Annotated in this window: 23 protein-coding genes, 3 tRNA genes and 1 pseudogene; 11 read left to right on the top strand and 16 right to left on the bottom strand. The window is 72.9% G+C overall.

From position 1 onward, the window contains the following. Positions 1 to 10: 10 nt before the first annotated feature. The 4 genes from ACZ6CZ_RS20690 to ACZ6CZ_RS20675 all read right to left on the bottom strand — a co-directional run bounded on the left by ACZ6CZ_RS20690 (position 11) and on the right by ACZ6CZ_RS20675 (position 3,926). Complete coding sequence (locus ACZ6CZ_RS20690) at positions 11 to 1,663, bottom strand: ATP-binding protein (protein WP_469023054.1); 1,653 nt, start codon at positions 1,661 to 1,663, stop codon at positions 11 to 13. After that, a complete protein-coding gene (locus ACZ6CZ_RS20685) occupies positions 1,660 to 2,400 on the bottom strand; it encodes a response regulator transcription factor (protein WP_469023052.1) in 741 nt (246 codons plus the stop codon). The genes ACZ6CZ_RS20690 and ACZ6CZ_RS20685 overlap by 4 nt, the downstream gene beginning before the upstream one ends. A gap of 155 nt (positions 2,401 to 2,555) precedes the next feature. Continuing rightward, positions 2,556 to 3,455 carry a DUF2797 domain-containing protein gene (locus ACZ6CZ_RS20680; RefSeq protein WP_469023048.1) on the bottom strand — a complete coding sequence of 300 codons (900 nt, stop codon included), beginning with the start codon at positions 3,453 to 3,455 and terminating at the stop codon, positions 2,556 to 2,558. Positions 3,456 to 3,521: 66 nt separating this feature from the next. After that, positions 3,522 to 3,926, bottom strand: coding sequence for an HGxxPAAW family protein (locus tag ACZ6CZ_RS20675; protein ID WP_469023045.1), 405 nt, complete (start codon positions 3,924 to 3,926; stop codon positions 3,522 to 3,524). 111 nt (positions 3,927 to 4,037) lie between these two features. Between ACZ6CZ_RS20675 and ACZ6CZ_RS20670 the strand changes: the two genes are divergently transcribed. Then, a complete protein-coding gene (locus ACZ6CZ_RS20670) occupies positions 4,038 to 4,529 on the top strand; it encodes a MarR family winged helix-turn-helix transcriptional regulator (protein WP_469023042.1) in 492 nt (163 codons plus the stop codon). Between the two features lie 9 nt (positions 4,530 to 4,538). On the opposite strand, the gene ACZ6CZ_RS20665 is transcribed toward ACZ6CZ_RS20670, so the two are convergent. After that, a complete protein-coding gene (locus ACZ6CZ_RS20665) occupies positions 4,539 to 4,955 on the bottom strand; it encodes a DUF6234 family protein (RefSeq protein WP_469023037.1) in 417 nt (138 codons plus the stop codon). Between the two features lie 60 nt (positions 4,956 to 5,015). Here ACZ6CZ_RS20665 and ACZ6CZ_RS20660 point away from each other — a divergent pair, with 60 nt between their 5' ends. After that, positions 5,016 to 5,690 carry a GIY-YIG nuclease family protein gene (locus ACZ6CZ_RS20660; protein WP_469023035.1) on the top strand — a complete coding sequence of 225 codons (675 nt, stop codon included), beginning with the start codon at positions 5,016 to 5,018 and terminating at the stop codon, positions 5,688 to 5,690. A gap of 62 nt (positions 5,691 to 5,752) precedes the next feature. Here the strand turns inward: ACZ6CZ_RS20660 and ACZ6CZ_RS20655 are convergent. The 4 genes and pseudogenes from ACZ6CZ_RS20655 to ACZ6CZ_RS20640 form a co-directional block, all read right to left on the bottom strand. Continuing rightward, a pseudogene (locus ACZ6CZ_RS20655) lies at positions 5,753 to 5,914 on the bottom strand (DNA mismatch repair protein MutT); the annotation flags it as partial. A gap of 39 nt (positions 5,915 to 5,953) precedes the next feature. Continuing rightward, positions 5,954 to 6,610, bottom strand: a complete 657-nt coding sequence (locus ACZ6CZ_RS20650; protein ID WP_469023032.1) for a class I SAM-dependent methyltransferase — start codon at positions 6,608 to 6,610, stop codon at positions 5,954 to 5,956. A 71-nt stretch (positions 6,611 to 6,681) separates the two neighbouring features. Then, a complete protein-coding gene (locus ACZ6CZ_RS20645) occupies positions 6,682 to 7,182 on the bottom strand; it encodes a hypothetical protein (RefSeq protein WP_469023030.1) in 501 nt (166 codons plus the stop codon). Positions 7,183 to 7,377: 195 nt separating this feature from the next. Next, entirely contained in the window at positions 7,378 to 7,578 is a 201-nt protein-coding gene (locus ACZ6CZ_RS20640; protein WP_469023028.1) for a hypothetical protein, read from the bottom strand. A gap of 176 nt (positions 7,579 to 7,754) precedes the next feature. On the opposite strand from ACZ6CZ_RS20640, the gene ACZ6CZ_RS20635 reads away from it, so the two are divergent. Both ACZ6CZ_RS20635 and ACZ6CZ_RS20630 read left to right on the top strand, forming a co-directional pair. After that, the gene (locus ACZ6CZ_RS20635; protein WP_469023025.1) at positions 7,755 to 8,507 is read left to right on the top strand and encodes a DUF6879 family protein; all 753 of its coding nucleotides are present in this window, start codon (positions 7,755 to 7,757) and stop codon (positions 8,505 to 8,507) included. A 12-nt stretch (positions 8,508 to 8,519) separates the two neighbouring features. Continuing rightward, positions 8,520 to 9,371, top strand: a complete 852-nt coding sequence (locus tag ACZ6CZ_RS20630; protein WP_469023022.1) for a helix-turn-helix domain-containing protein — start codon at positions 8,520 to 8,522, stop codon at positions 9,369 to 9,371. A gap of 424 nt (positions 9,372 to 9,795) precedes the next feature. Here the strand turns inward: ACZ6CZ_RS20630 and ACZ6CZ_RS20625 are convergent. Continuing rightward, a tRNA-Arg gene (locus ACZ6CZ_RS20625) sits at positions 9,796 to 9,868 on the bottom strand. Positions 9,869 to 10,057: 189 nt separating this feature from the next. After that, positions 10,058 to 10,148 (bottom strand) — tRNA-Ser (locus ACZ6CZ_RS20620). 170 nt (positions 10,149 to 10,318) lie between these two features. On the opposite strand from ACZ6CZ_RS20620, the gene ACZ6CZ_RS20615 reads away from it, so the two are divergent. Further along, positions 10,319 to 10,897: an SSI family serine proteinase inhibitor gene (locus ACZ6CZ_RS20615; RefSeq protein WP_469023019.1), complete on the top strand. Its 579-nt coding sequence runs from the start codon at positions 10,319 to 10,321 to the stop codon at positions 10,895 to 10,897. A 192-nt stretch (positions 10,898 to 11,089) separates the two neighbouring features. After that, entirely contained in the window at positions 11,090 to 15,628 is a 4,539-nt protein-coding gene (locus tag ACZ6CZ_RS20610) for a hybrid sensor histidine kinase/response regulator (RefSeq protein ID WP_469023016.1), read from the top strand. Positions 15,629 to 15,801: 173 nt separating this feature from the next. Here ACZ6CZ_RS20610 and ACZ6CZ_RS20605 read toward each other — a convergent pair whose 3' ends face one another. Then, positions 15,802 to 17,457, bottom strand: a complete 1,656-nt coding sequence (locus ACZ6CZ_RS20605; protein ID WP_469023014.1) for a long-chain fatty acid--CoA ligase — start codon at positions 17,455 to 17,457, stop codon at positions 15,802 to 15,804. 255 nt (positions 17,458 to 17,712) lie between these two features. Continuing rightward, positions 17,713 to 18,312, bottom strand: a complete 600-nt coding sequence (locus ACZ6CZ_RS20600) for a SigE family RNA polymerase sigma factor (RefSeq protein ID WP_469023011.1) — start codon at positions 18,310 to 18,312, stop codon at positions 17,713 to 17,715. Between the two features lie 308 nt (positions 18,313 to 18,620). Here ACZ6CZ_RS20600 and ACZ6CZ_RS20595 point away from each other — a divergent pair, with 308 nt between their 5' ends. Further along, a complete protein-coding gene (locus ACZ6CZ_RS20595; protein ID WP_469023009.1) occupies positions 18,621 to 19,484 on the top strand; it encodes a bifunctional DNA primase/polymerase in 864 nt (287 codons plus the stop codon). A gap of 105 nt (positions 19,485 to 19,589) precedes the next feature. Next, positions 19,590 to 19,928, top strand: a complete 339-nt coding sequence (locus ACZ6CZ_RS20590) for a hypothetical protein (RefSeq protein WP_469023006.1) — start codon at positions 19,590 to 19,592, stop codon at positions 19,926 to 19,928. A 120-nt stretch (positions 19,929 to 20,048) separates the two neighbouring features. On the opposite strand, the gene ACZ6CZ_RS20585 is transcribed toward ACZ6CZ_RS20590, so the two are convergent. Next, a tRNA-Ser gene (locus ACZ6CZ_RS20585) sits at positions 20,049 to 20,133 on the bottom strand. Between the two features lie 114 nt (positions 20,134 to 20,247). Beyond that, on the bottom strand, positions 20,248 to 21,786 hold the full coding sequence (locus ACZ6CZ_RS20580) for a S1C family serine protease (protein ID WP_469023003.1): 1,539 nt from the start codon (positions 21,784 to 21,786) through the stop codon (positions 20,248 to 20,250). 323 nt (positions 21,787 to 22,109) lie between these two features. On the opposite strand from ACZ6CZ_RS20580, the gene ACZ6CZ_RS20575 reads away from it, so the two are divergent. From ACZ6CZ_RS20575 to ACZ6CZ_RS20565, 3 genes are all read left to right on the top strand, one after another. After that, entirely contained in the window at positions 22,110 to 22,937 is an 828-nt protein-coding gene (locus ACZ6CZ_RS20575) for a glycerophosphodiester phosphodiesterase (RefSeq protein WP_469022999.1), read from the top strand. Between the two features lie 202 nt (positions 22,938 to 23,139). After that, on the top strand, positions 23,140 to 23,778 hold the full coding sequence (locus ACZ6CZ_RS20570) for an ATP-binding protein (RefSeq protein WP_469022996.1): 639 nt from the start codon (positions 23,140 to 23,142) through the stop codon (positions 23,776 to 23,778). A gap of 258 nt (positions 23,779 to 24,036) precedes the next feature. Continuing rightward, entirely contained in the window at positions 24,037 to 25,002 is a 966-nt protein-coding gene (locus tag ACZ6CZ_RS20565) for a DUF5926 family protein (RefSeq protein WP_469022994.1), read from the top strand. A 256-nt stretch (positions 25,003 to 25,258) separates the two neighbouring features. On the opposite strand, the gene ACZ6CZ_RS20560 is transcribed toward ACZ6CZ_RS20565, so the two are convergent. Continuing rightward, positions 25,259 to 25,807 carry a hypothetical protein gene (locus ACZ6CZ_RS20560; RefSeq protein WP_469022991.1) on the bottom strand — a complete coding sequence of 183 codons (549 nt, stop codon included), beginning with the start codon at positions 25,805 to 25,807 and terminating at the stop codon, positions 25,259 to 25,261. Positions 25,808 to 25,856 lie beyond the last annotated feature (49 nt).

Genomic DNA, 25,856 nt, shown 5'->3' with positions numbered 1-25,856 from the left:
CCGACTTTCGTCAACTGCCCTGTCGCACCCATATGGTGGCACTGTGCTGCGGCTGTGAGTCCCAGGCCCGGTCCGGCCCGGGGGCCGGGAGCGCCGCGTCGTCCGTGCGGGGCGCGGGGAGCGCCGCGTCCGGGGCGATCGCCGGCAGATGGACCGTGAACACGGTGCGGCCGGGCACGCTGTCCACGGTCACGGCACCGCCGTGCGCGGTCGCGACGGCCTGCACGATGGCGAGGCCGAGCCCGGTCGAGCCGGTGGCGCGCGAGCGCGCCGAGTCGCCGCGCGCGAACCGCTCGAAGACGCGCGGCAGCAGTTCGGGCGGGATGCCCGGGCCGTCGTCCTCGACGTCCACGCACGTCCACGGTCCGCGCCGCTGCACGCGCGCGGTGACGGTCGTCCCGGGCGGTGTGTGCGTACGGGCGTTGGCCAGCAGGTTGACCAGCACCTGCTGGAGGCGGGCCGCGTCGGCGGAGACGACGGCGGGCTCCTCGGGCAGGTCGAGCCGCCAGTTGTGGTCCCGGCCGGCCGCCCGGGCGTCGCTGACGGTGTCCACGACCAGCGGTACGAGGTCGGTGTGCTCGAACCGGAGCGGGCGGCCCGCGTCCAGCCGGGCGAGCAGCAGCAGGTCCTCCACGAGCAGGGTCATCCGCCCGGCCTCGGACTCGATCCGGCCCAGGGCGTGCCGGGTGTCGGGGCCCACCTGCTCACGGCCGCGCCGGGTCAGCTCCGCGTAGCCGCGGATCGAGGCCAGCGGGGTGCGCAGCTCATGGCTGGCGTCGGCGACGAACTGCCGTACCCGCGTCTCGCTCTGCTGGCGGGCGTGCAGGGCGCCGTGCACGTGGTTGAGCATGCGGTTGAGCGCGGCGCCGACCTGGCCGACCTCGGTGTGCGGGTCGCACTCGGCCTCCGGCACCCGCTCGCTGAGGTTCACCTCGCCGGTGTGCAGGGGCAGTTCGGAGACGCGGGTGGCGGTGGCGGCGACCTTGCGCAGCGGCCGGGTGGCGAGGCTGACGATGACGGTGCCCGCCAGGGAGGCGGCGATCAGCGCCGCCACGGTGACGCTCGCCTCGACCAGGAGCAGCGTGTTGATGGTGTTGTCGACGTCCGAGGTCGGTACGGCGACGTAGTAGCTGCCGTTCTCGCCGGTGCGGAACTCGGCCCGGTAGCCGCCCAGTCCGGAGAGGCCGACGGTGTGCGGGCGGCCGTCGCGGGGGACGGCGGCCAGGGCGGCGGTCTGCGCCTTGGTGAGCGGCTTGGGGTCCATCTCGTAGTCGCTGGTGGACTTCTCGCCGCGCCGGGCCTCGGTGATCACACCCTTGGTCACCTTGGCCGCGACCGAACCCTGGGGCTGCGGAGCCTTGGTGACGAACTGGTCGAGGACCATCGGGTGGATCTTGAACTTCCCGCCACCGGGATCGGCGGCGCCGCCCGTCGGATCGGGACCGGGCGGCCCGAACGAGCCGGACGCGCGCGCGACCGCCTCGCCCAGCTGCCCGTCCAGCTGCTCGAACAGGTGCGAGCGCAGGGCCACCGTGGTCACGGCGCCGATCACCGAGCAGACCACGGCGATCAGCATCACCGAGGCGACGACGAGCCGGGTCCGCAGGGTCCGCGGCTGCCGTGCCCGCCGCTTCCGCGTACGCGGCCGCCGTCGCCCGCTCATGACGTGGCGGGCTTGATCAGGTAGCCGGCCCCACGCCGGGTGTGGATCATCGGCTCCCGCCCGGCGTCGATCTTCCTGCGCAGGTACGAGATGTACAGCTCGACCACGTTGGCCTGGCCGCCGAAGTCGTAGGACCACACCCGGTCCAGGATCTGCGCCTTGCTGAGCACGCGCCGCGGGTTGCGCATAAGGAACCTCAGCAGCTCGAACTCGGTCGCCGTGAGGTGGATGTTGTCCCCGCCCCGCGACACCTCGTGGCTGTCCTCGTCGAGGGTCAGGTCGCCGACGACCAGCACGGAGTCGGAGCGCCGGTCGGCCGCGCCGGAGCGCCGGATCAGCCCGCGCAGCCGCGCCACGACCTCCTCCAGGCTGAAGGGCTTGGTGACGTAGTCGTCGCCGCCGGCGGTGAGCCCGGCGATCCGGTCCTCGACCGCGTCCTTGGCGGTCAGGAAGAGAACGGGCACCTCGGGCAGCTCGCGCCGCAGCCGGCCCAGCACGGCGAGACCGTCCATGTCCGGCAGCATCATGTCCAGGACGACCGCGTCGGGGCGGAACTCACGGGCCGCCTGGATGGCGCCCTGCCCGTCGCCCGCACTGCGGATCTGCCAGCCCTCGTAACGAAGGGCCATGCTCAGCAGTTCGGTGATCGACAACTCGTCGTCCACCACCAGCACGCGGACGGGGCTCCCGTCCGGCCTCAGCAGTTCGGTGCGCCCCTGGGGCGAGGTCGTGGTCATGGTGGACACCATGTCGGGGTCCTCTGAGAACGCCCTTTCCACAATCTGTGATTTCGCTGAGAAACGCACAGGCGCCTCTCAGGAAACGCCTGGGAAGCGCTCCGGGCGGCCGCCCCGCCGGCGTCCGGCGGTGGGCCGGCCGCGGGCTGCGGCCGTCAGAACAGGCCGTCCTGGCCGTCCGGTTCGGGTGCCGCGAGCCCGCGCAGGGGCAGGGTGCACCGGTCGTCGCCGGCACTGCCCGGCAGGGGGGCCAGTTCCCAGCCGCTCATCAGCCGGGTGTCGAGGATCACGGCACCGGGTCCGCCGGCCGCCAGATGCAGATCGGGTCCGGCGGCCGCCAGCAGCTCACCGCTGAGCGTCCCGCCCGCGACCAGGCCGGTCACCTCCGCACCGGCCGGCCGCAGCCCCGCCAGCCCGAAGGCCCCGGCCAGGTCCACCGGCCGGCACGGCTCGCGCGCCAGGGTCTCCGGCCACCCCGCGAGCGCCGCGGCCCGTGCGTGCAGCTCCCGCACCTCGGCCGCGCGCTCGTCCGGCGTCCCCGGCAGCGCCGAACGCACCGCCCGCTTGGCCGCGTACGGGACGCGGTCCGGCACGCCCAGGGCGGCGCGCAGCACCTCCTCGGTGCGCCGGGCGGCCATCAGCGGGCCCGCGCCCAGCCAGCTGAAGCAGACGGCACCCTGTTCCAGCAGCCGCGCCGGGCCGCGCTCGACGGCCGTGATCCCGACCTTGACCATGCCGGGCCCGAACCACGCCAGATACACGTGGTAGGGCCGTGGGTCGTCCGTGAAGGTGTCGGCGGCGACGGAGTGCGCCCGCTCCAGCCGCGCGCACTCCTCGCACCGGGCGCTCGTCCCCCGCGCCGGGACCGCGACAGCGCGCGGACAGGCGTGACCGCGCGCTCCCACGCAGCGCCGTACGGTCCCCTCGGCGACCTGGAAGGCCACCCGTTTCCCCCACGGCAGCGCGCTCTCCCGGCGGCCGCCCGCGCCGTTCCACACCAGCGCGGGCCCTTCCGGCGACCAGCGCACCCCCGAGCACGTCCATAGCTGTGGCATCACCGACGAGGGTAGGAGGGGGCACTGACAACGCGCCGCGCCGAGGAGTCGGGCGCCGCCCGGGGTTCAGCTCCCGGCCGCGACCGCCACGGGCTCCGGCTCCGCCACGTCCCGCGGCTCCGGCTGCGGGCCGACGGCGGCGGGCGCGGTCCGCTCCCCGCCCCGCGGACGCCGGCCCCGTCCCGCCATCCGGCAGCCGACGCAGCCGGCGTGGCCCGCGCGGGCCCCGTTGTCCCGTACCCGCATGGCCCACTGCTCCCGGGGCCGCGGCCCGGACGGCTTGCCCCAGCCGGTGAGGTGCAGCGCCCACGTGACCAGGACGCTCAGGACGGTGATCGCCGCCCCGGTGACCAGCACCGGGACGGAGACCGTGCACACCCCGAGACCCAGTACGGCGGTCCCGGCGATCGCAATGCCGGCCCCCGTCCAGCCGGCGATTGTGTGACCCTCGTCGTGCAGATGCGCGCTCATGGACGCCTCCCTCTCCCGGGCAGCGGAAAGACTCGCGTGGGGGAGCCCCACTTCCCTCACCGCGTAAGCAATTTACAACCTCAATGTCTCACAAGCTAAGGGAACAGTGAAATGCACGGCACGCCGCGACCGGCCGCCACTCCCGTCGAGGCCCTGTCGGCGATGGACCACCTCATCGCCGCGCACCTGATCGGCCAGCAGGAACTGGCCCGGCGGCTGGGCCTGAACGTCACGGACCTGACGTGTTTCGGCTTCGTCCTGGAAGCCGGGGAGGATCTGCTCACGGCCGGCGACCTGGCCACCCGCGCGCACGTCACCACCGGCGCGGTGACCGGCATCCTCAACCGCCTGGAGCGCGCCGGTTACGTCACCCGCCGCCCGGACCCCGCGGACCGGCGCCGCGTCCGGGTGGCCGCCGTACCGGACGCGGTCACCCGCGTCGAGGCGGTCTACGGGGGCCACTACCGGCGCCTCATGGTCCTGTTCGCCGACTACTCCCCCGACGAGCTGGCGAGCCTCACCGACTGGTTCACCCGCGCGACCGCCCTGGCCCACGAGTACCTGGAGAAGCTCAACCGCAACGACCCGGACGAGGACTGCTGACGCCGGCTCCTAGTGGCCGGCCGGGCAGCCGGACGCCGACGGCATGTCACGGCACAGCCGATCCTGATGGGACTGCGCCGCGGCCCCGCAGAACACGAGGGCACAGATCAGCACCGCCATGACGCCCTGGGCGACCACCGTCACCACGGCCCCGGCCCGCGCGGCGATCACGGCAGCCGCGACGGCGACGACTCCCACTATGCCGGCGGCAGCCAGGTACGCCCACAACGAGTCGACGACGACCGTCCTGGCCGGGTCCAGGTTGAACGCGGACAGCAGCCAGCGCCCGAAGACGGCCGCCAGGGCGATCAGCTCCAGGAACACCAGACCGCATCCGGCTCCGATGTCGGCACCCCGGTCGGCACGGCGGCGCTGCCGCGGGCCGGTGGTCGCGTCGAAGGCCGGCGGTGCAGCGGGCAGGTCCATACCCGCAACCTTGCTCGCCCGGGCGAGGCGTCCGCATGAGTAGGAGTACTCAGCTCTCGGGTGGAGCGAGGAGGTGTCTCGGCCGACGCCGGCGGTATCGCCCCGCTCCGGCACGTGCCTCCCACCCGTGGGCGGCATGGGCCTCCCAGTAGTCTGCACCGTAATGCGCATGCCAACGTCGGAGGCTCTGTGGACGCTACTGCCCTCGTCTGCCCTGATCGACTGTGGTCGGCGCGAGAGGTCCTGGCGAGTCCGAGTCCGGTGCCGGCTGCGGCCGGGGTCTACGGGTGGCATTTCAGTGAGTCGCCCCACCCCGAAGTGGCCTCCGGACGACTGCTCTACGTCGGTATAGCCCCGCGCCACATGGCCAACCGGACCAGCACGCAGAATCTGCGGAAACGCGTGCGTTATCACTATCGGGGCAACGCGGCCGGATCCACGCTTCGGCTCACCCTCGGCTGCCTCCTCGGCCTGGAGCTACGCCGTGTCGGCAGCGGGACCCGCCTGACCTTCGGCAAGGCCGGAGAAGACGTCCTCAGCCAGTGGATGGCCGACAACGCGCGAGTGTGCTGGCTGGAGCACCATGAACCGTGGACCTTGGAGTCGGAACTCATCTCCCGGCTCGACCTGCCACTGAACCTCGATCAGAACCGCCACAACGCCTTCCACGGCTCCCTCAAGGAGCTGCGGGCCAGGGCGCGCGAGCGGGCGAGAGCACTCCCCATCAGCGCGTAGGGCGCCCAGCGGTTCGAGGGAAGCAACGGGCAGCCATCCTGAAGCGGGGGTCGCGGGCGCGATCAGCCGAGGTGGGGCCGCTCACGGTGTTCCAGGAAGTGACGGATCCGGAGCCGCTGTGTGTGGTGCATCGGCAGCTGATCGATCTCCTCCGGCCTGACGAACCGCAGCTCCGTGGACTCGTCCGAGATCGCGAGCCGGCCTCCGGCCAGACGGGCGGTGAAGCTCGCGGAATCGGGCCCATCCACGACTGGGGAACATCGTCATGGGGTCACGGCGCGGACCAGTAGCGTTCCGATATGCCCAGCCTGCGGTGCGTCGAGGATCTGCGCGCTGGCCGTGGCGAAGCCGGCCCGGGTGAGCAGGCGCTCCCACACGGCCGGACGGTAGCTGTAGCGGTAGGTGAACATCGCCTTGCCGGCGAAGCCTCCCTTGTACATGCCCTGGGGCCCGTAAGCGCCAGGGATGGCGGGAGGCTGCGAGAAGACGAAGACACCACCGGAGGTGAGCCGCTGACGGACAAGAGGGAAGAGGCGGCTCGGGTCAGTGAACCAGGCGGCTCCGAAGATCGAGTAGACGGCGTCGTACGTGTCCTCGTGCTCGCCCAGGTACTCCAGGACCTCGGAGCACACGAACTCCGCGCCGGTGCCGGCCCACTTCGTGGTGGTCTTCTTAACCATGACGGGAGACAGGTCCACGCCCCGAGCCGTGATGCCGTGTTGAGCGAGGTGGGCGAGGGCGCGACCGGTGCCGCAGCCGATCTCCAGAACGGAGCGCGGATCGCCGAGTAGTTCCGGACCCGGTCCGTGACCGGCGTACTGGGTCCAGCAGAAGCTTGGCTCCGCGTCGTCATTGAAGGCGGACGCGGCGAAGGTGTCCCACAGCTCCGTCTCGGCGGCGATGTCGTGTTGTGCGGGCAAGGCGATTCCTCTTCACCAGGGCCGGCCCCTGTCCTCCGGAGGACCGAGGACAGGGGCCGGCGTAGGGCCGTTCAGTGGCTGTCGGGGACCTTGTTGTCGCACGGCGAGCAGTCCGTACCGTCGATCGCCCACAGTTCCTCGTCGACGCCGAAGCCGATGGACTTCAGAAAGTCCGCCGTGCGCAGGCACAGACCGTCGCGGCGGCGCTCGATGAACGGGGCGTGGTGCTTGTAGCGGCCCTCGTTGTACACGTCGCAGAGGGCCCACCACACCGGTGTGTCGAGGATGAGCTGGTGAACGCCGATGTCGATGAGCTTGCCGACGCCCAGGTGGACCTCGGGGTGCTGCATGCAGCCGATGGTGTACATGACGGCGTTGCCGAGGATGCGTTCGGCCATGTCGCGAACCATCGTGTGGTCACGCAGCAGCAGGGCGACCTCGCGGTCCCAGAGGGTCATGCCGGTGTCCAGCACGTTGATCGTCAGGTGCTTGATGTGGGGCTGGACGGCGTTGAGGAGTTCCTTCGGGTCCCGTGTGCGGGTGCTCGTAGGTCGGTCGAGCGTAACGGTCATGGACTACTCCTTTGGAGACAGGTCGTGCCGTACCGGTTCGAGCCCGCCCCGTCTGCCAGCCTGTCCAGGCCTGGACGCGCGGTGCGTGCGCCTTGCGGATCCCGTCCCAGCGAGAGCTACTGGGTGATCTGGCTGGAACGGGCGTGGTCATCCGAGGCGAGAGACCACCGTCCTCGCCGGGCCCACCCGCGCCGCTCACTCGTCGCCGCCGTGTCGGAGCGCCTCTGCCAGTCGCATGGCCACGTCGGCGCGTACACGCCCCAGTTCCACGAGCTCAAGAGCGGGCGAGCCGGCATCGACTCCGAGCGATGGCAGCACGACGCGTGCCTGATCGAGAGCCGCTCGCAGGGACTCCATGGCTGCGAAGGCTTCGACATCGTCGCGTGCTGTGGCCATGGACAGGACGGTAAGGACGGGGAGTTACTCGTTGCTATGCGATGTTCTCGTATGTTCTCTCAGCCTGGCTGAATGTTCTCGTGTGGTCTCACGCGAGGGGGTGCACGCTGTGGTGCGGGCACATCAGCGCCGGTGAAGCTGTTTGGCGACAGGGCCCCACACCATGGGAGGCGACCGTGGCACGACGACTGCGCTTCAACGGCACCGACAGCAAAAACGGTGGCTGCCCCGCCGTTCACGAGGATCTCGACTCCGGTGAGATCCTCGTTCAAGGGGCGCCGCTCACCGACCCCGAGGACATCGCCCAGCTCCAGCACTTCGGCCCCGGCGATGCCGCAGTGATCGTGCCACGTGAACTCCTCGTCAACCACGGGCCCAAGGAGTTCACCCGCGTGCCCAAGCTGATCGGTCTGGAGGAGTTCGGGCGGCTCTTCGAGACCTTCGAGCACTCGGCTTGGCACCTGGAGTCACGGCGGGGCTACGCATCAGACCGGGAGGATCCTGGGTACGCGGAGTTCCTCTCCACCGGCACGGCCCCGTACGACCTTGACAGCGAGTGGTGCGCCAACATCCGCCGGCAGACGGCCGGCGGCAAGTACGTGGGACGAGTGCGCGTCGTCGACGACCCGCCGACCGAGGGACAGCTGTTCCTGCTCGACTATGCGAAGTGCAACGCGGCGACGGGTGAGGACGTGCGGAACCTGTGGCGCGAGGACGCGGAGCGGCTCCGGCTGCCCGCGGAGGACTTCTGGATCTTCGACAGTCGGCTGGTGGCCGTGCTGCGCTTCGACGACGAGGACGCCTTCCATGACGTCGAGATCATCACGGAGCCTGCCGAGGTCTTGCGGTACTGCCAGGTCCGTGACGCCGCGGTGCACGGGTCAGTCCGGTACGACGAGTTCGCGGCGCTTCTCGCCGCCGACCGCTAGCGAGCGGAATCAGTGAGCACAGACTTCCAGCAGGCCAGGGAGGCCCTCGGGCTGCGCTTGAGGGAAATCCGGCTGTCGGCCCCGGGAGGACGGCTCACCGGCACGCAACTGGCTCAGCGACTCGGCTGGCCGCACTCCAAGATCTACAAGCTTGAGAACGGCCAGCAGACCGCCACCAGCGAAGACCTGCGGGCCTGGGCCGGAGGCGTCGGCCTGCCGGACGTCTTCGATGAACTGGACGCCCGACTCAAGGGCTTCGAGTCCCACATCCGCTCCTGGCGCCGGCAACTGGCCGCCGGGCACCGGCCCGTGCAGGACAGTTGGAATCTTGAGGTCGGGCGGTCCCAAGTCATCCACGCCTGGGAGGAGTCTGTCGTCCCTGGCATGCTGCAGACTGCCGACTACGCACGGCACATCTTCCTGCGGTATGCAGACCTCCAGGGCTCGGTCCGCGACACAGATGCTGCCGTCCGCGCTCGCATGCGGCGCCAGGAGTGGTTGTACGAGGCAGGACGGAAGTTCCACGCCCTGGTGTGGGAGGCGGCCCTACACGCCCTGATCTGTCCTCCGTCTGTCCTCGCCGGCCAACTCGATCGACTCGCGGGCATCGTCGGCATGGACACCGTGGAGCTGGGGATCATTCCGCTCGGTGCCTCGCTCAAGATCCCGACAGCCAACGGTTTCTGGATCCTGGACGACAGGCTCGTGATCACCGAGGACTGGCATGCGGAGCTGTGGCTGGACGACGCCGAGAGCGTGGCCACCTACCTGCGGGTCTGGAACACGCTCCGGGAGTCCGCCGTGTACGGCGTTGACGCTCAGAACCTCATCAGTGCAGTGCGACGGACGTTGCGCTCGCCCTGACGCGTCTGTCCAGCAGCACCGAGGGCGACCGAACTCCCTCGACAAGCGCGATCAAGAGTTCGAGGTGGATCTGGGCGCCACGTGCGACAGGGGCTCCAGCGACGATCTGCTGGCGACCGCGGCGGACCAGGTGTACGAGTCGAACCGGGCCTTCTACAGCATCTGAGACGAACCAAGCCCAGACGGACCGTCGGCCTGCGCTGAATGGACGTCGACCTGGAGCAGGGCGCCATCCGTGTCGAGATCACCCGCACCCTGGCCGCCGGCAAGGCATCCGGCCGCGTCGTGGTCGACGATTGCGAACCACTCGGCTGATCTGTAACTGGTCAGCCACGTACGGTGACACATGGATTCTGTGAGACACCAACGCAAAAGCCCTGACCTCCACCTGGGAGAATCAGGGCCTTGACCTGGTGTTTCTTTGTGCACTCGGCAGGATTCGAACCTGCAACCTTCTGATCCGTAGTCAGATGCTCTATCCGTTAAGCTACGAGTGCTTGTTGAGTTTTTCGTCTTCGCTCCCGGCCCTTCCGGCCCGCTCGCGGCGACAGGAAGAACATTACATGACTGCCGCCGCCATGTGAAATCCGTTCCCCGCACCCCTTGTGAGCTGCGCAAACACCGTGCGACGGGGGTACGAAACGCCGAAGCCCCGGTCGCTGGGACCGGGGCTTCGACGATCAGTGCGGAGGCGGAGGGATTTGAACCCTCGATGGGCTTTAAGACCCAAACCGCATTAGCAGTGCGGCGCCATAGACCGGACTAGGCGACGCCTCCAGCACAACCACCACGCGAGCCCGCGAGTGGTGCGTGCAGATGATGACACAGCCAAGCGTGGTGTCACCAATCGCCCCCTACGGTACTAGGCAGTCGCCCCGCAGGGCAAAGCCGTTCCCGGCGCCCGTGCGTCGGCGCACCGTCCGGAGCCCGGACGCGTTGGACAGGGCATGCTGCTGGTCATCTCCCGAGCCGCCGCGGCCTCCGCCGCCGCCCTCGCCTCGCTCTGCGCCGCCCTCCCGTCCGCCTCCGCGGCTCCCGCCGTTCCCACCGTTCCCGCCGTCCCCGCCTTCGGGGCCGTACCGGCCCGCCTGTCCGCCCCGCCGCCCGTGCGGGCCGAGGACCGGCCCGGTCTGCCGTCCGGTGATCGGCTGACCGTCGTCGTCCGGCACGCCGGCCCCGGCCGGGACGGGCGGTACGAGGTGGGCTGCCACCCGGGCGCGGGCAGCCACCCGGACGTGGGCGGCGCCTGCCGGGCCCTCGACCGCAACACCCGCTGGGGCCGGGACACCTTCGCGCCCACCGCCCCCGGCAGCGCCTGCACCCTGCGCTACGGCGGCCCGGCCACCGCCCACGTCACCGGTGTCTGGGCCGGCCGCCCGGTCGACGCCGTCTACGACCGGAGCAACGGGTGCGAGATCGCCCGCTGGGACCGCCTGGTGCCCCTGCTGCCGGCGATCGGCGCGAGGGGCGACGCCAGGGGGGACGGCTCGCACAGGCGTTTCATGGCGGAATCCCCGGTTTCGTAAAAGTCCCGCGAAGGACTCGCGAAGCCGAGCAGGTGGTCCGGGGTTTGTCGTCACTTCGTCGTGCGACCTCCCTCTCATCCGCGTCGCGAGCGCAACCCGTGCCCTTAGACTCCCTCGCGTGACACGTCGCGGGCCGGTTGGCAATATGGCCCGAGCGGTCGGCAAGGTGCGGTAACAGGGAGGAAGCGTCGCGTGAGCAGCAGGCCATCCCGAGGCGCTGCTCGCCTCGCAGCCATACTGGACGCGCTGCCCGACGCGTTGGTCCTGGTCAACGCAAACGGCACGGTCGTCAACGCCAACACCATCGCCCTGGAGGCGTTCGAGGCCCCGGGCACCGCGCTCGTCGGGCGCGGGCTGCTCGATCTGCTGCCCGAGTTCGACTCCCGGCTGATCCCGGGGTCCATGCGGCGGCCCGACCACATGGACCCGCGCGGGCGCACCAAGCCCACCCGGATGGTCGCCCGGCGCACCGACGGCACCGAGTTCCCGGTCGAGGTCACCAGTGCGAACCTGGAGAACGGCCAGCAGGCCTACGACGGTTACGGCTACAGCGGCGACGAGCTGCTCATGCTCGTCGTACGGGACCTGACCGGCACCGTCGACACCGAGGCCGAACTGGCCCGTTCGCAGCGGCAGACCGAGATGATCCTGCGCGCCGCCTCGGAAGGCGTCGTGGGCACCGACACCGACGGACGCATCGTCCTGGTCAACCCGGCCGCCGCCCAGATACTGGGATTCCGGGCCGGTGAACTCGGCGGCAAGGAGCTGCACAACCTGGTGCTGCACTCGCGCGCGGACGGTTCGCCCTTCCCGTACGACGAGTCGCCCCTCGCCGACACCCTGCGCTCCGGACGCAAGCACCGGGTGCGCAACCAGGTGCTGTGGTCCAAGGGCGACAAGAGGGTGCCGGTCGACCTGACCACCGCGCCCGTGCGCGACGGCGACCAGCTCGTCGGCGCCGTGATGACCTTCACCGACCGGCGCCCGTACGACTCGGTCGTCCAGGAGAAGGAGGCCCTGGAGAAGGCGCACGCCGACGAACTGGAGCGGCTCTCCGAGGAGCACGCCTCCGACCTCACCGCGCTGCGCCAGGAGCACGTCGCCCAGCTCGAGGAGGAGCGCGAGCGGCACGAGGAGCAGCTGGCGGCCGGCGAGGAGCGCTACGCCGCGCTCGGCGAGCGGGAGAAGGACCGGTACGAGGCGCTGGCCGGGCGGCACGAGCAGCTGCTGACCCTGCTCGGGCGCTCGCTGCGCGGTCCGCTCGACGAGCTGCGCCGGGAGCTGGCCGCCCTCGCCGCGGACGACGCCGGACAGCTGTGGCCCGAGGCCAACCAGGTCCTGCACCACCTGTCGGCCGGTTACTCGCGCATCACGCAGCTCATCGACAACGTCCTCGGCTACCAGCGGCTCGACGCGGGCCTGGAGGACGTCACCCGGACCAAGGTCATGCTCGACGCGGTCGTCGCCGCCGGTGTCGACGGGGCCGTCGAACTCGTCGGCCCGGGACGCATCCAGTTCGCCGTGCACGCGCCGCCCATCGAGGCCGAGGTCGACCCGCAGCGCCTCGCGACCGCGCTGGCGCACCTCGTCGCCGACGTCGCCGGTGTCGACGCCACCGGCAACTCGCCCGTCTCGGCGGGCGGTTACCTGGACAATACGGTCGTGGTGGCGGCCGCGCAGCGCGGCGAGGTGGTACGCATCGAGGTGCGCGGGCCGTACGCCGGGGGCGATCCGGTGCACGAGCCGATCGTGCGCGGGATCGTGCGGGCGCACGGCGGTGTGCTCCAGACGCACGAGGTGCCGGGCATGAGCGGCAGCGCGTACGTGCTCGAGGTGCCGATCGGCGGCGGGGCGGGTGCGGTCGCGGCGGACCAGGTGCCCGACGCCCGGGCGGGCGAGGGCCCGGCGGCCGACGACCGGACGGCCGCCGTGGACGGTGCTCCCGACGCGGGCGCCGGCGGGCGGCGGCGGGCCCGGCGGTCCTCCACGGACGCCTTCCTGGACGGCGCCGAAGGCGCCGGGAACCCCGGGAGCGCGATGCTCGCGCTGCCGCAGGTCGCCGGGGAGGCGGACGCGTCCGTGCCCACCGGGCGGCGGCGCAGGCGCGCGGCGGCCGGGGAGCCGGCCGGGGAACTGGAACAGATGGACGCGCAGGGCCCGGGTGACGGCTCGGGCGGGACCGGCCGGCGACGTGGTTCGACGACCGAGGGTGCCGTGGTGACCGCGGCCGAGCACGCGGCGGGCGCGGCCGCCTCGGGCAACGGGCTCGGCGGCACCGTTCCGCCGCAGGGCGTGCCCGTGCCCACGGGCCGGCGGGCCCGGCGGGAGACCGGCGCGCCGCAGAACGCCCTGCCGCCCGCGCAGGCACCGGAGGCGGGACCGCGGACCGACGCCGCGGACGCCGTCGAGACGGCCGAGGGCGGGGAGCCGACCGGACGGCGCCGGCGTGCGCTGGCCGCGGCCGCCGAGCGGGCCGCCGCGGCGGAGGCGGGCGGCGGCGCCCGCCAGGTCTTCGCCCTGCCGCCCGCCGAGGCGGACCGGGTTCCCGGAGCGGCGGACGCGGTTGGCGCTCCGACCGGAGCTGCGACTGGGGCCGGGGCTGCGGTCCCTCGGGTGCCGGGGCAGGTCGGTTCGGCGCAGGTTCCGGTCGCAGGTCCGGCGCAGGGTGCGGCGCAGGGTCCGGGTCCGGTTCAGCTGCCCGGTCAGGTTCCGGCTGCCGGTCCGGCGCAGGTGGCGGGGCAGCCCCAGGTTCCGGGGCAGATCCAGGGCCAGATTCCGGCGCAGGCCCAGGCCCAGATTCCAATGCAGGCCCAGGCCCCGATTCCGGTGCAGGCCCAGGCCCCGATTCCGGTGCAGGCCCAGGCCCAGGTTCCGGCGCAGGCCCAGGTTCCCGGCCAGGCTCAGGCGCCCGGCCAGGCGCAGGTGCCCGGCCAGGCGCAGGTGCCGGGTGCGGCGGCCCCCGGTCCGGTTCAGGTGCCCGCCCCTGCGGCCGGTGCGGAGGACGACGGCCGGCACGACGCCGTGCCGCTCGACCAGGCCGACGACCACACCCCGCCCCAGCCGCATCCCACCACCGCCCCCACGGGCCGGCGCCGACGGGCCGTGGCCCAGCCGGCCGAGGCCCCCGGGACGCCCGCGGTACCCGGGGCACCCGTCCAGGCCGCCCCCGGCCAGGGCGGCGTCCCGCAGGCCCCGGCTCCGCAGGTCCCCGCCGGGCATACGCTGCCGCCCGCCGCCGTACCGGCTCAGGGCACCGCAGGTCAGGCCGCCCCGGTCGCTCCCGATCAGCCGGTCACCGCACCGGCCGCCGCGCAGCCGCTGCCCGCGCAGCCCCTCCCCGCACCGGCGGCCCAGGCCTCCGCGGCTCAGCCGGGCGCGGCCCAGCCGGGCGCCGCCGTGCCGCACCAGTGGCCCGGTACCGACCGGACCCCCGCCGCCGGAACCCCGGTGGCCCCCGCCGCCGTAGCCCCGGGTGGTGCCGGTACGCCCGCGGCCGGTACGCCGCTGCCGCCGGAGCACGCCGCCGCGCGGGCGCCGCGTGCCGCGCAGCCGCTGCCCGCCGAGGCCGCGGCGGGCGCTCCCGTCGACCCGGACTCCACCCAGGGGCGGGCGTTCAGCGTGCGGACGCTGGGGCAGGGCGTGCCGTTCGCCCGCCAGGCCGCCCAGGTGCAGCAGCCCACGGCCACGCCGCCGCCGCACGCGCCGAACGGTTCCGGCCGCCGCCGCAAGCTGGGCACGCCGCCCGACCCGGCGGCCCGCCCGGAGCCGCAGCCGGAGCAGGGCGCCAGGCCGCATCCGACGGCCGAACAGCCCGCTGCCGCCCCGATGCCGGGACAGCCGTCGCTCGCCGGGCAGGCCAGGCTCGCCCCGGCCACCGAGGGGGCCGGACGGTCGTACGCCATAGGCGCACCGGACGAGAACGCCGCCGAGGGGCCCGAGCCGCTGGACGGTCCGGGCGGGGCCGTCGAGGTGGCGGACACCCCGCATCCGCAGCCACTGGACGACGAGCTGCCCCCCGAGCCGCTGGACAACCCGCGCCGGCTGCTGGTGTGGCCCGCGCCGGACGTGACCACCCAGCAGGCGCTGAGCGACCGGGGCTACCGGCCCGTCATCGTGCACTCGCGCGAAGAGGTCGACGCGCAGATCGCGGCCTTCCCCGCCGCCCTGTTCGTGGACCCGCTGACGGGGCCGATCACCCGTACCGCCCTGCAGTCGCTGCGGCAGGCGGCGGTGGCCGCCGAGGTGCCGGTGCTGGTGACGGCCGGGCTCGGGCAGGCGACGCGCGAGGCGGCGTACGGCGCCGACCCCGCCGTCCTGCTGAAGGCGCTGGCGCCGCGCGACAGCGAGCAGCATCCGCCGCGGGTGCTGCTGATCGAGGAGCACGCGGAGATCGCGCTGGCGCTGACGGCGACGCTGGAGCGGCGCGGCATGCAGGTGGCGCGGGCCGCGAGCGACGACGACGCGGTGGCCCTCGCCGGGCAGTTCCGGCCCAACCTGGTGGTGATGGACCTGCTCCAGGTGCACCGCCGCCGGGCCGGGATCGTGGACTGGCTGCGGGCGAACGGGCAGCTCAACCGCACCCCGCTCGTCGTCTACACCGCCGCCGTCGACCCGGCCGACCTGCCCAGGCTGGCCTCCGGGGAGACGGTGCTGTTCCTCGCCGAGCGGTCCACCAGCACGGAGGTGCAGGGCCGGATCGTGGACCTGCTGGCGCGGATCGGCACCAACTGACCCACCGGGGAGTGACCCGGGTGGGGTGACCGACGCGGGGCGGCCGGAATGAGCCCGACACGGGCCGCAGGGCCGACCGTGGAGGTCCGGCCCCCCGTCGGCCCTGCCGCCCGCGCCTGCCGGTGCCCCGTGCTCGGTGCCCCGTGCTCGGTGCGCGGTGTGCGGTGTGCGGGTCAGAGTTCGGTGACGTCCAGGGAGCCGTCCGCGTAGCGCCTGCGCAGGACCTTCTTGTCGAACTTGCCCACGCTGGTCTTCGGCACCGACTCGATGACCGTCCAGCGCTCGGGGAGCTGCCACTTGGCGATCCGGCCCTCCGCGGCGAGGAAGGCGCGCAGGGCCTCGAAGTCGGTGCTGGCGCCCGGCCTGAGGACGACCGTGGCCAGCGGGCGCTCGCCCCACCTGGCGTCGGGGACGGCGACCACGGCGGCCTCGGCGACGTCCGGGTGGGCCATCAGCGCGTTCTCCAGGTCGACCGAGGAGATCCACTCGCCGCCGGACTTGATGACGTCCTTGGCGCGGTCGGTGAGGGTGAGGTAGCCGTCGGGGCAGATGGTGCCGACGTCCCCGGTCTTCAGCCAGCCGTCCTCACTGAACTTGTCGGCGGGGCGCAGGGGTTCGGCGTCGGGGCCGTTGTAGTAGGCGCCGGCGATCCAGGGGCCGCGCACCTCCAGCTCGCCCGCCGACTCACCGTCCCAGGGCAGGCGTTCGCCGCCTGGGCCGGTGAGGCGGGCCTCGACGCCGGCCGGGAAGCGGCCCTGGGTGAGGCGGTAGGCCATCTCCTCCTCGGCGCCGGCCGCGTGGGCCGGCGGACGGGCCACCGTGCCCAGCGGTGAGGTCTCCGTCATGCCCCAGGCGTGGCAGACGCGCATGCCGAGCCGGTCGAACGCCTCCATGAGGGAGGGCGGGCAGGCCGAGCCGCCGATGGTGACCTGGGTGAGGGACCCCACGTCCCGGGGGCGGGCGGTGAGTTCGGCCAGCAGGCCCTGCCAGATGGTGGGCACGGCCGCGGCGTGCGTCGGCCGCTGCGACTCGATCATCTCGGCGAGCGGGGCCGGCTGGAGGAAGCGGTCCGGCATCAGCATGTTCACGCCGGTCATGAAAGTGGCGTGCGGCAGGCCCCAGGCGTTGACGTGGAACTGGGGGACCACGACGAGCGAGGTGTCCCGGTCGGTCAGGCCCATCGACTGGGTCATGTTCACCTGCATGGAGTGCAGGTAGATGGAACGGTGGCTGTAGGTGACGCCCTTGGGGTCGCCGGTGGTGCCGGAGGTGTAACACATGGCGGCGGCCTGGCGTTCGTCCAGCTCGGGCCAGTCGTACGTGGTGGGCCGGCCGGCGATCAGCTCCTCGTACTCGTGGACCCGCGCCGTCGCCCCGTCCAGCGGGGAGCGGTCGCCGGGGCCGGAGACGACGACGTGCTCGACCGTGGGCAGCTTGGGCAGCAGCGGGGCGAGCAGCGGGATCAGCGAGCCGTTGACGACGATCACGCGGTCGGCGGCGTGGTTGACGATCCACACCAGCTGCTCGGCGGGCAGCCGCAGGTTGAGCGTGTGCAGCACCGCGCCCATGGCGGGCACCGCGAAGTACGCCTCCACGTGCTCGGCGTTGTTCCACATCAGGGTGGCGACGCGGTCGTCCCGGCGCACCCCCAGTTCGTCGCGGAGGGCGTTCGCCAGCTGTACCGCCCGTGCTCCCGCCTCGGCGAAGGAGCGGCGCTGCGGCTCGCCCTCACCGGTCCAGGTGGTGATCTGGGACCGTCCGTGCACGCGCATCCCGTGTTCCAGGATGCGGGTGACGGTCAGCGGTACGTCCTGCATGGTGCTCAGCACGGCGTCCTCCCGGGGCGGCGTTGCCTACGCGGTGGTAAGGGCTGCGCTGATTCTGCTCACATACCACTTGGTATGTCACTAGGTGGTAGGTCACGGTCTCGCGGCCGGCACCGGGACGGACCCGCCCGGCCACGGGGTACGGCTCCGCTCGGCCACGGGGTACGGCCCCACCCGGCCATGGGGTACGGACCCGCTCGGCCACGGGGTCACCGGGACGCCCGCCGGGTCATGGGGCCACCGCGCCGCCGGGTCGGCTCAGCGCGTCGGGCCCAGTTCGGGGTCCTCGCGCAGCTTGCCGAGGGCCCGGGACACCGCCGACTTCACCGTGCCCACCGACACCCCGAGCACCTCGGCGGTCTGGGCCTCGCTGAGATCCTCGTAATAGCGCAGGACGACCATCGCCCGCTGCCGGGCGGGCAGCTTCATGATCGCCCGCCACATCGCGTCGTGCAGCGCCTGCCGCTCCGCCGGGTCGTAGCCGCCGGGCGCGGACTCCGGCGGCTCGGGCAGCTCGTCGCAGACGAACTCGTCGACGCGGCGCCTGCGCCACTGCGAGGTCCGGGTGTTCAGCAGCGCCCGGCGCACATAGCCGTCGAGCGCCCGGTGGTCCTCGATCCGCTCCCACGCGACGTAGGTCTTGGCGAGCGCGGTCTGCAGCAGGTCCTCGGCGTCGCTGGGGTTGGCGGTCAGCGATCGCGCGGTGCGCAGCAGGACCGGCTGGCGGGCCCGGACGTACGAGGCGAACGACGGGTACAGGCAGGCCTCGCCGCTCCGGGGGCGGGGGAGGGTCTGGCCCGCCGGCTGTCCCGCTGGCGCGGGGTCGGCCGAGGCACGGGGGCGGACGGCAGTGGTCATGGCTCCACGCTAGGAGCGGGCCCCGTCGCGCGGATCGGCCGCAGGTCCCGAAGCGGAGTCCCCCTCAGGTTGTAGGGGTGGGGCCGGCCCCACCTCCTGTAGGTGGAGAGCCGGGGTGCGGCCCTGTGCGGGTCATCCCTGAGGGGCGGACCGCCCACCGCCCGGACCAGCCCGGACACCGACCCGGACACCGGCCCGCCGGCGGGGCCGGTCACAGGGTCCGCGGGACGGGCCCGGCACCCAGGATCCCGACCCCCTCCCGGCGCCGCCCTCTTCCCTTTTTCGAACATGCGTACGAACATGGAGTCATGGCCACCACCGACCGGCAGGCCGCGACACTGGCCCTCGCACACGCCCTGTCAGCCGCCGAACGCGGCCTGGCGGTGATCCCCCTGTCCCGCACGAAGCTCCCCGCCCTGCGCTCCCCGCACCGCGACCGGCCCGGCGCCCGCCCCTGCCACGGTGAGTGCGGCCGCTTCGGGCACGGCGTGTACGACGCCTCCACCGACCCCGCGCACATCCGCCGCCTGTTCGCCGCCGCGCCCTGGGCCACGGGCTACGGCATCGCCTGCGGCCTGCCCCCGCACCACCTGATCGGCGTCGACCTCGACACCAAGTCCGGCACTGACTCCTCGGCCGCCCTGCGCGAGCTGGCCCTGCGCCACCTGTTCACCATCCCGGAGACGGTCGTCGTCCTCACCCCGAGCGGCGGCCGCCACCTGTGGCTGACCGGCCCGCCGGACGTCGTCGTCCCCAACTCGGCCGGCCGGCTGGCCCCCGGCATCGACATCCGGGGCGCCGGCGGCTACCTGGTCGGCCCCGGCTCCCGCACCGACCACGGCGTCTACGGCACCGCACCCGGCACCGCCCACCTGCCGCCCGCGCCCTGCCCGCCGTCCCTGCTGCGGCTGCTCCTGCCACCGCCGCGCGCCCCGCACGCCGCGCCGCCACCGGCCGGCGACCACGGCCGGGGCCTGGTGCAGTTCGTCCTCGCCGCCCACGAGGGCCAGCGCAACACCCGCCTGTTCTGGGCGGCCTGCCGGGCCTACGACAACGGATTCGGCCCGGACCTCGTCGACCCGCTGGTGGAAGCGGCCCTGCACACGGGCCTGAGCGAGCGCGAGGCCCGCGCGACCATCGCCTCGGCCGCCCGCATGACGGGCCACCCGTAGCCGCCCCCACCGACGCTTCCTGGACGACTGAATTGACCGTCACTGAGCGGCCCGCATAGAGCTACGAATCAGATGCTGCGCCTCTGTAGCAGGCATCATGAACCCGTGGGGATAGACGTGGAGCTGCACTCGGCACGGCCAACGCGTAACTGGCGCAAGTCCCGAGCGACGCTGCTTCAGAGTTCGTACGGGCACGGGGAGGCGTTGGCCGATGCGATCGGCTCGCTCCGGCTGCTCGGAGTGCCTGGGCGGCTGACCGCCGTGGACCCCTACGGCGATGCTCTGATGAACGAGCAGGAGGCTGCCGTTGCTCTCGGCGAGATCCCCGATCTACGGCAACGGTGCACCGATGAGCGTCAGCTGGCTGCCTTGGACGACCTTGCGAAGTTGCTGGAGCAGTGCGCCGGCACTCCATGCAGCTATCTGTGGTTCCAGGGCGACTGAAGACCCGTGCCCCATCCGTGCCCGATGGACCGGGAACTCACGGGCAACCACGGTCACCAGCAGGTACCGCGCATGGCGAAGGCCCCCGACCGATGTTCCTGGTCAGGGGCCGTTCACGTGCGGTGGGTGTGGGATTTGAACCCACGGTGACTCGCGCCACGACGGTTTTCAAGACCGTTCCCTTAGGCCGCTCGGGCAACCCACCCGCGCTCCGCCCACCTGGGGCGGAGCGGGTACAGAGTACCGGCACCGGCCCCGTCGCGTGCAGCGCGGAGCCGGCTCGTGCGGTGGGCGCGGCCGGGGTGGTGGCCGCGCCGGGTCAGCTGTCGCCCGTGCGGGAGCCCAGGGTGAGGTCGACCGTGTGTTCCTGGCCGCCGCGCTTGTAGGTGATCTTGACGTTGTCGCCCGGCTGGTGGGTCCAGATCTCGCCGATCAGGGTCGGGCCGCTGTCGATCACCGAGTCGTCGAGCTTGGTGATGACGTCACCGGGCTTGAGGCCGGCCCGGTCGGCGGGGCCGCCCGACTCGACCGCGGAGGACCCGCTGGCGCCCTGGTCGGTGATCTTCGCGCCCGAGGTGGTGTCCTCCAGGGAGACGGAGGCGCCGATCTTGGCGTAGACCGGCTTGCCGGTCTTGATCAGCTGCTGGGCGACGTACTTGGCCTGGTTGATCGGGATGGCGAAGCCCAGGCCGATCGAACCGGACTGCCCGGAGCTGCCCAGGCCGCCGCTGCTCGACGACTGGATCGCGGAGTTGATGCCGATCACCGCGCCGCTCGCGTTCAGCAGCGGTCCGCCGGAGTTGCCCGGGTTGATGGAGGCGTCGGTCTGCAGGGCGCTCATGTAGGAGGCCTTGCTGGAGGCGCTGCCGTCGCTGGAGGCGACCGGGCGGTTCTTGGCGCTGATGATGCCGGTCGTCACCGTGTTGGACAGTCCGAAGGGGGCGCCGATGGCGATCGTCTCGTCGCCGACGGCCACCTGGTCGGAGTTGCCGAGGGGAAGCGGCTTGAGGTCCGAGGGGGCGTTCTTGAGCTTGATGACCGCGACGTCGTAGCCCTGGGCGTGGCCGACGACCTCGGCGTCGTACTTCTTGCCGTCCGGGAAGGTGGCCGTCAGCTTGCCGCCGTCCACCGCGTCCGCCACCACGTGGTTGTTGGTGACGATGTGGCCCTGGGTGTCGAACACGAACCCGGTGCCGGTGCCGCCCTCGCCGCTGGTGGACTCCGCCTCGATGGTGACCGTGCTGGGCAGCGCCTTGGCCGCCACGTTGGCGATGGTGCCCGGGGCGCGCTTGACCTGGGAGGCGCTGCTGTCGGAGGCGGAGACGGTGGTGGAGCCGCTGTCGTCGCCGTTCTTGGCCAGGGTGTAGCCGAGACCGCCGCCCAGGCCGCCGGCCACCAGCGCCGCCACCAGGACCGCCGCGAGCAGCCCGCCGCGGCCGCTGCGGGGCTTGGGCGCGGGCTGCTGGTACGACGAGCCCCAGCCGCCGCCCGCGCCGGCACCGCCGTCGGCGTAGGACGGCGTGGCCGGGGCCGGGGGCGGCCACGCGCCCTCCGGCGCGGAACCGGAGGCCTGATGGGCGTCCGCCTGGTTCCCGTAGCCCGCCTGGCCCGGCCGGCCCGCCTGGTCATGGGCGGTGGGCGGCGGGTAGGCGGCGTACGGCTGCGCGGGCGCCTGGGCGTACGGCTGCGGCGCGTGCTCCGGCGCGCCGGGAGCCCCCTGGGGCACCGGCGGGAGCGGAGTCGTCGGCGTGCCCCCCTCGGGCGTGGCTGCCTGCGGGGAAGCAGCGGGAGATGCCACCGGCACGGGAGGTGCGGACGGGGCCGGGGGTACCGCGGTGCCCTCGTTCTCGGTGCTCACAGCTCTTCTCCTCGATCCACGGCTGTTGTTCTCGGTGGCACTCGGTCACATTCGTTCACGCTCGTCGTCGACCCTTGCGCGATGCAGCTGTGCATGTGCTTGTGCTTTTGTACGCGGTCAGCTTTTCCCATGGGCCGTCAGAGCACCATAAGCGGTGGCTGTGGGTCCAGGGTCACTCCTTATATAGGGCCTCTACGACGAATGTTCCATTTATGCGGGCAATTCGGGCACCGCTGTGGAGCCGGAGTGCGGGAGGGAGTGCGTTCCGCGCTCGTGCGCCGTGCTCGTGCCCGTCTTCCCCGCGGCGGTGGCACCATGACGCGGTGACCCACGCACGACAGCACCAGATCCAGGTCGTCGCTCACCGGGGAGCCTCGGACGACGCCCCCGAGCACACCCTGGCCGCCTACCGGAAGGCGATCGAGGACGGCGCCGACGCCCTCGAGTGCGACGTCCGGCTGACCGCGGACGGACACCTGGTCTGCGTCCACGACCGCCGGGTGAACCGCACGTCCAACGGCCGCGGCGCGGTCTCGGCCCTGGAACTCGCCGACCTGGCCGCCCTGGACTTCGGTTCCTGGAAGACCCGCGACGCCTGGCGCGGCCGCGACGAGGAGCCCGACTGGGAGCACCGCCCCGAGGACCCGGCGGACACCTCCGTACTCACCCTGGAACGGCTGCTGGAACTGGTCGCCAACTCGGGGCGGCGGGTGGAGCTGGCCGTGGAGACCAAGCACCCGACGCGCTGGGCCGGCCAGGTCGAGGAGCGGCTGCTGGCGCTGCTGAAACGGTTCGGGCTGGACGCGCCGGCCTCGGCGGAGGAGTCCCCGGTGCGGGTCATGAGCTTCTCGGCGCGCTCGCTGCACCGGGTGCAGGCGGCCTCCCCGACGCTGCCGACGGTCTACCTGATGCAGTTCGTCTCGCCCCGGCTGCGCGACGGCCGGCTGCCCGTCGGCGTCGGCATCGCCGGGCCCTCGATGCGCATCGTGCGCGGCCACCCGGCGTACATCGAGCGGCTGAAGCGGGCCGGACACCAGGTGCACGTGTGGACCGTGAACGAGCCGGCCGACGTCGACCTCTGCGCGGGCCTCGGGGTCGACGCCATCATCACCAACCGCCCGCGCGCGGTGCTCGGCCGGCTCGGCCGCTGAGACGAGGCCCCCGGCCTCCTCTCCCGCCTCTCACCCTCGCGGACCCAGGGGTGGAAAACACGAAAAACAGCGGGATCATGCGTCACCCCTTGACCAGCAGTCCCACCTGCACCATCCTCCACTCCCGGCCACACCATCGAAATCCAGCCACATGGTGACAGGGAGTGCTCCGGCGCGTTCGGTGCGTGTTCGGCCACGGTGAATGCGTCGCCGGGCCCGGTCTGGCCGGTTTCCGGTACAGGCCAATGGGGCATCCACACCGTGGCGTGGGGCAAAGGAGGTCTCGGGGGTGGCGTTGGTGGTGGCACAGGAAGTGCCCACGTCGTCGAGCATGGCCGTTCCCCATGGCCCTGCGGGCGTGGGCAGGGCGCGGCACCGCATGCGCGATCAGCTGCGCGGCGGGGGCGTATCGGAATCGGTCATCGACGACGCCGTACTGATCCTTTCCGAACTGCTGAGCAACGCCTGCAAGCACGGGCGTCCGCTGGGCGACGCGGCGGCGGGGGACGGAGACGTCCGGGCCGCCTGGCGGGTGGACCCGTGCGGCCGGCTCGTCGTCGAGGTCACGGACGGCGGCGGCCCGACCCGCCCGGCGCCGGCCACCCCGTCGGTGACCGCGCGCGGCGGCCGGGGGCTGAACATCATCACCGCGCTCGCCGACGACTGGGGCGTCCGGGACGGGGTCCGGGGCGAGGTGACGGTGTGGGTCGTGGTCCACGGGGACGTGCGCCGTCCCGGTGCCCGGCACCGCGGCGACGGTTTCGCTACGCGCGTCACGGCCCCGGCGGTTCCCGCCATGGTGGACCTGGACTTCGCGGACGCCTTCGACGACCTGGACTGACCGGGCCGGTCCGGACCGGCCCACCGCCCGACGCGGCCGCCCACCGCCCCGCCGCCCGTGCGGCGGCGGTGGTGGTGGCCGTACCGCCGGCGGCCCGTCGCCGCGGCAGGCCGGCTGGCCGGCCAGGCCGGCCAGGCCGGCCCATGATCCCGCGGCGCCTCGGCGCGGCCGCTCCGCTCGTCCACAGGTCCCTGTCGCCCCTGGCGTGAACGGCTAGGCTCCGCCGTACCAGACGAGCCGTAACCGGGAGACACCCAGATGGCCAAGAAGCGACCCCAGACGAAGGCCAAGCGGCCGCAGCTCAGCGATGCGGAGATCCCGGTCGTCGGCGCCCGTGAGCCCTGCCCGTGCGGCAGCGGCCGGCGCTACAAGGCCTGTCACGGCCGGGCCGCCGCGCACGCCGTGACCGAGCTGGTGCAGCGCCCGTTCGAGGGCCTGCCGGGCGAGTGCGACTGGGTGGCGCTGCGCGAGCTGGTCCCGGCGGCCACCGTCGAACTGCCGCTGCGCGACGGCCTGCCCGAGGGCGTGCCGTCGGTCACGCTCGCCACCGTGCTGCCGATGGCCTGGCCGGCCCTGCGCCGCGACGACGGCTCGGTGCTGCTGGGCCTGCAGAACGACACGCCCTCCGGTGACATCAGCCGCGACCTCGCCGACACCCTGCGGCGGGCGCTGTCCGCCGAGCCGGGCACGCCGGTGCAGGCCCGCCGCGCGCCCGCCGACGGACCGCGGCTGCAGGACCTGCTCGACCCCGAAGGCGCGTTCGAGCCAGTTGTGCACAGCGGCTTCGAGTTCTGGGTGCCGGACCCGGAGAACGCCAGCCCCGAGGTGGCCGCCTCGCTGGAGCGGGCCAACGCCGCGGCCATCCCCACGGTCCGGCTGGCCGGTGTGGACGCCGCGTACTGGTGCGAGACCCCGGACAAGAACCACCTGCGCTGGGTCATGCCGCATCCGGAGGAGCGGCTTCTGGACGCTCTGGCCCGACTCCATGCGGCGGGCGGCTCGAGCCTCGGCGAGGGCACCCGGCTGGTCGGCTCCTTCCGTGCTCACGGGCTCACCGTCCCGGTCTGGGACCTGCCGAGCGGGGTCGGGGCCGAGGAGGTGGAGAAGCCGGCGGCCGAGTTCGCCGAGCGCCTCGCGACCGCCCTCGCCGCCGATGCTCCGCTCACGCCCGAGGAGCGGCGGGCGCGCGGCGGACTGACCAACCGGCAGGTCACGCTCAGCTGACGCACAGCGAGCGGCGGAGCCCGGGCCGACCGTCCGTCCGGTCCGGGCGGCCGCGCCGCGTCCGGTGACTCCTGTCACAACTCCCGGGCGTGACAAGCCAATCCGTGTCCGAATAGCCGAGATCGAATTTGCGAACAGCCGATCTCTTGTTACCGTTCGAGTAGCCCGGTTGCTGGTGCATCCCCCGTCGCCAGCAACCGGGTCTTTTCATGTCCGCGTCCGCTGTCCGCGCCGCTGTACACGGCGCCGCGGTGCGTCAACTGCCGCCGGATACCTCGGAGTTGCTTCCCGAGCGCAGCAGCAGCGGTCCGTCCGCGCCGGGCGCGGCGAACTCCGACACGGCCGTGTAGGCGTCCAGGGTGCCCTTCGTGCGCCAGCGGGGCGTCTCGCAGGTGGCGGGCTCGTCGTCGGCTTGCGCGGCGCAGCGCATCCGCACGGACCGGCCGGCCGGCCCCATCAGGCTCAGCACCGACTCCAGCACGTCACCGGTGGCGTTGCGGTAGTAGGTGCGCGCCCAGGTGTCCTCGCCCTGGGTCAGCACGCACGTCTGCGCCTCGACCCCCTCCGGGGAGGACAGCTCGGGGCCGCAGCGGGCGGCGGTGGCGAGTCCCAGGCCGAGCAGCAGCGGGGAGCGGGCGGGGACGGGCAGCTTGGCGTCGTCGCGGTGCGAGACGTCCGCGGCCGCCCGGTCCCGGTCGTCGGCGGGCCGTGCGGCCTCGCCCGTCGGCCCCGCGGACGCCACGGCCAGGGGCAGCGCGACCGCGGCCGCCATGACGCCCACGAGGGCGAGCAGACGAAGGTTCATAAAGGGAATGTAACGAGCACGGTCCGCCGCAGGGCCGCGGCCGCGCCCG

Source organism: Streptomyces sp. NPDC041135 (assembly GCF_055592085.1).
This window is presented reverse-complemented; position numbering and strand designations above follow the sequence as displayed.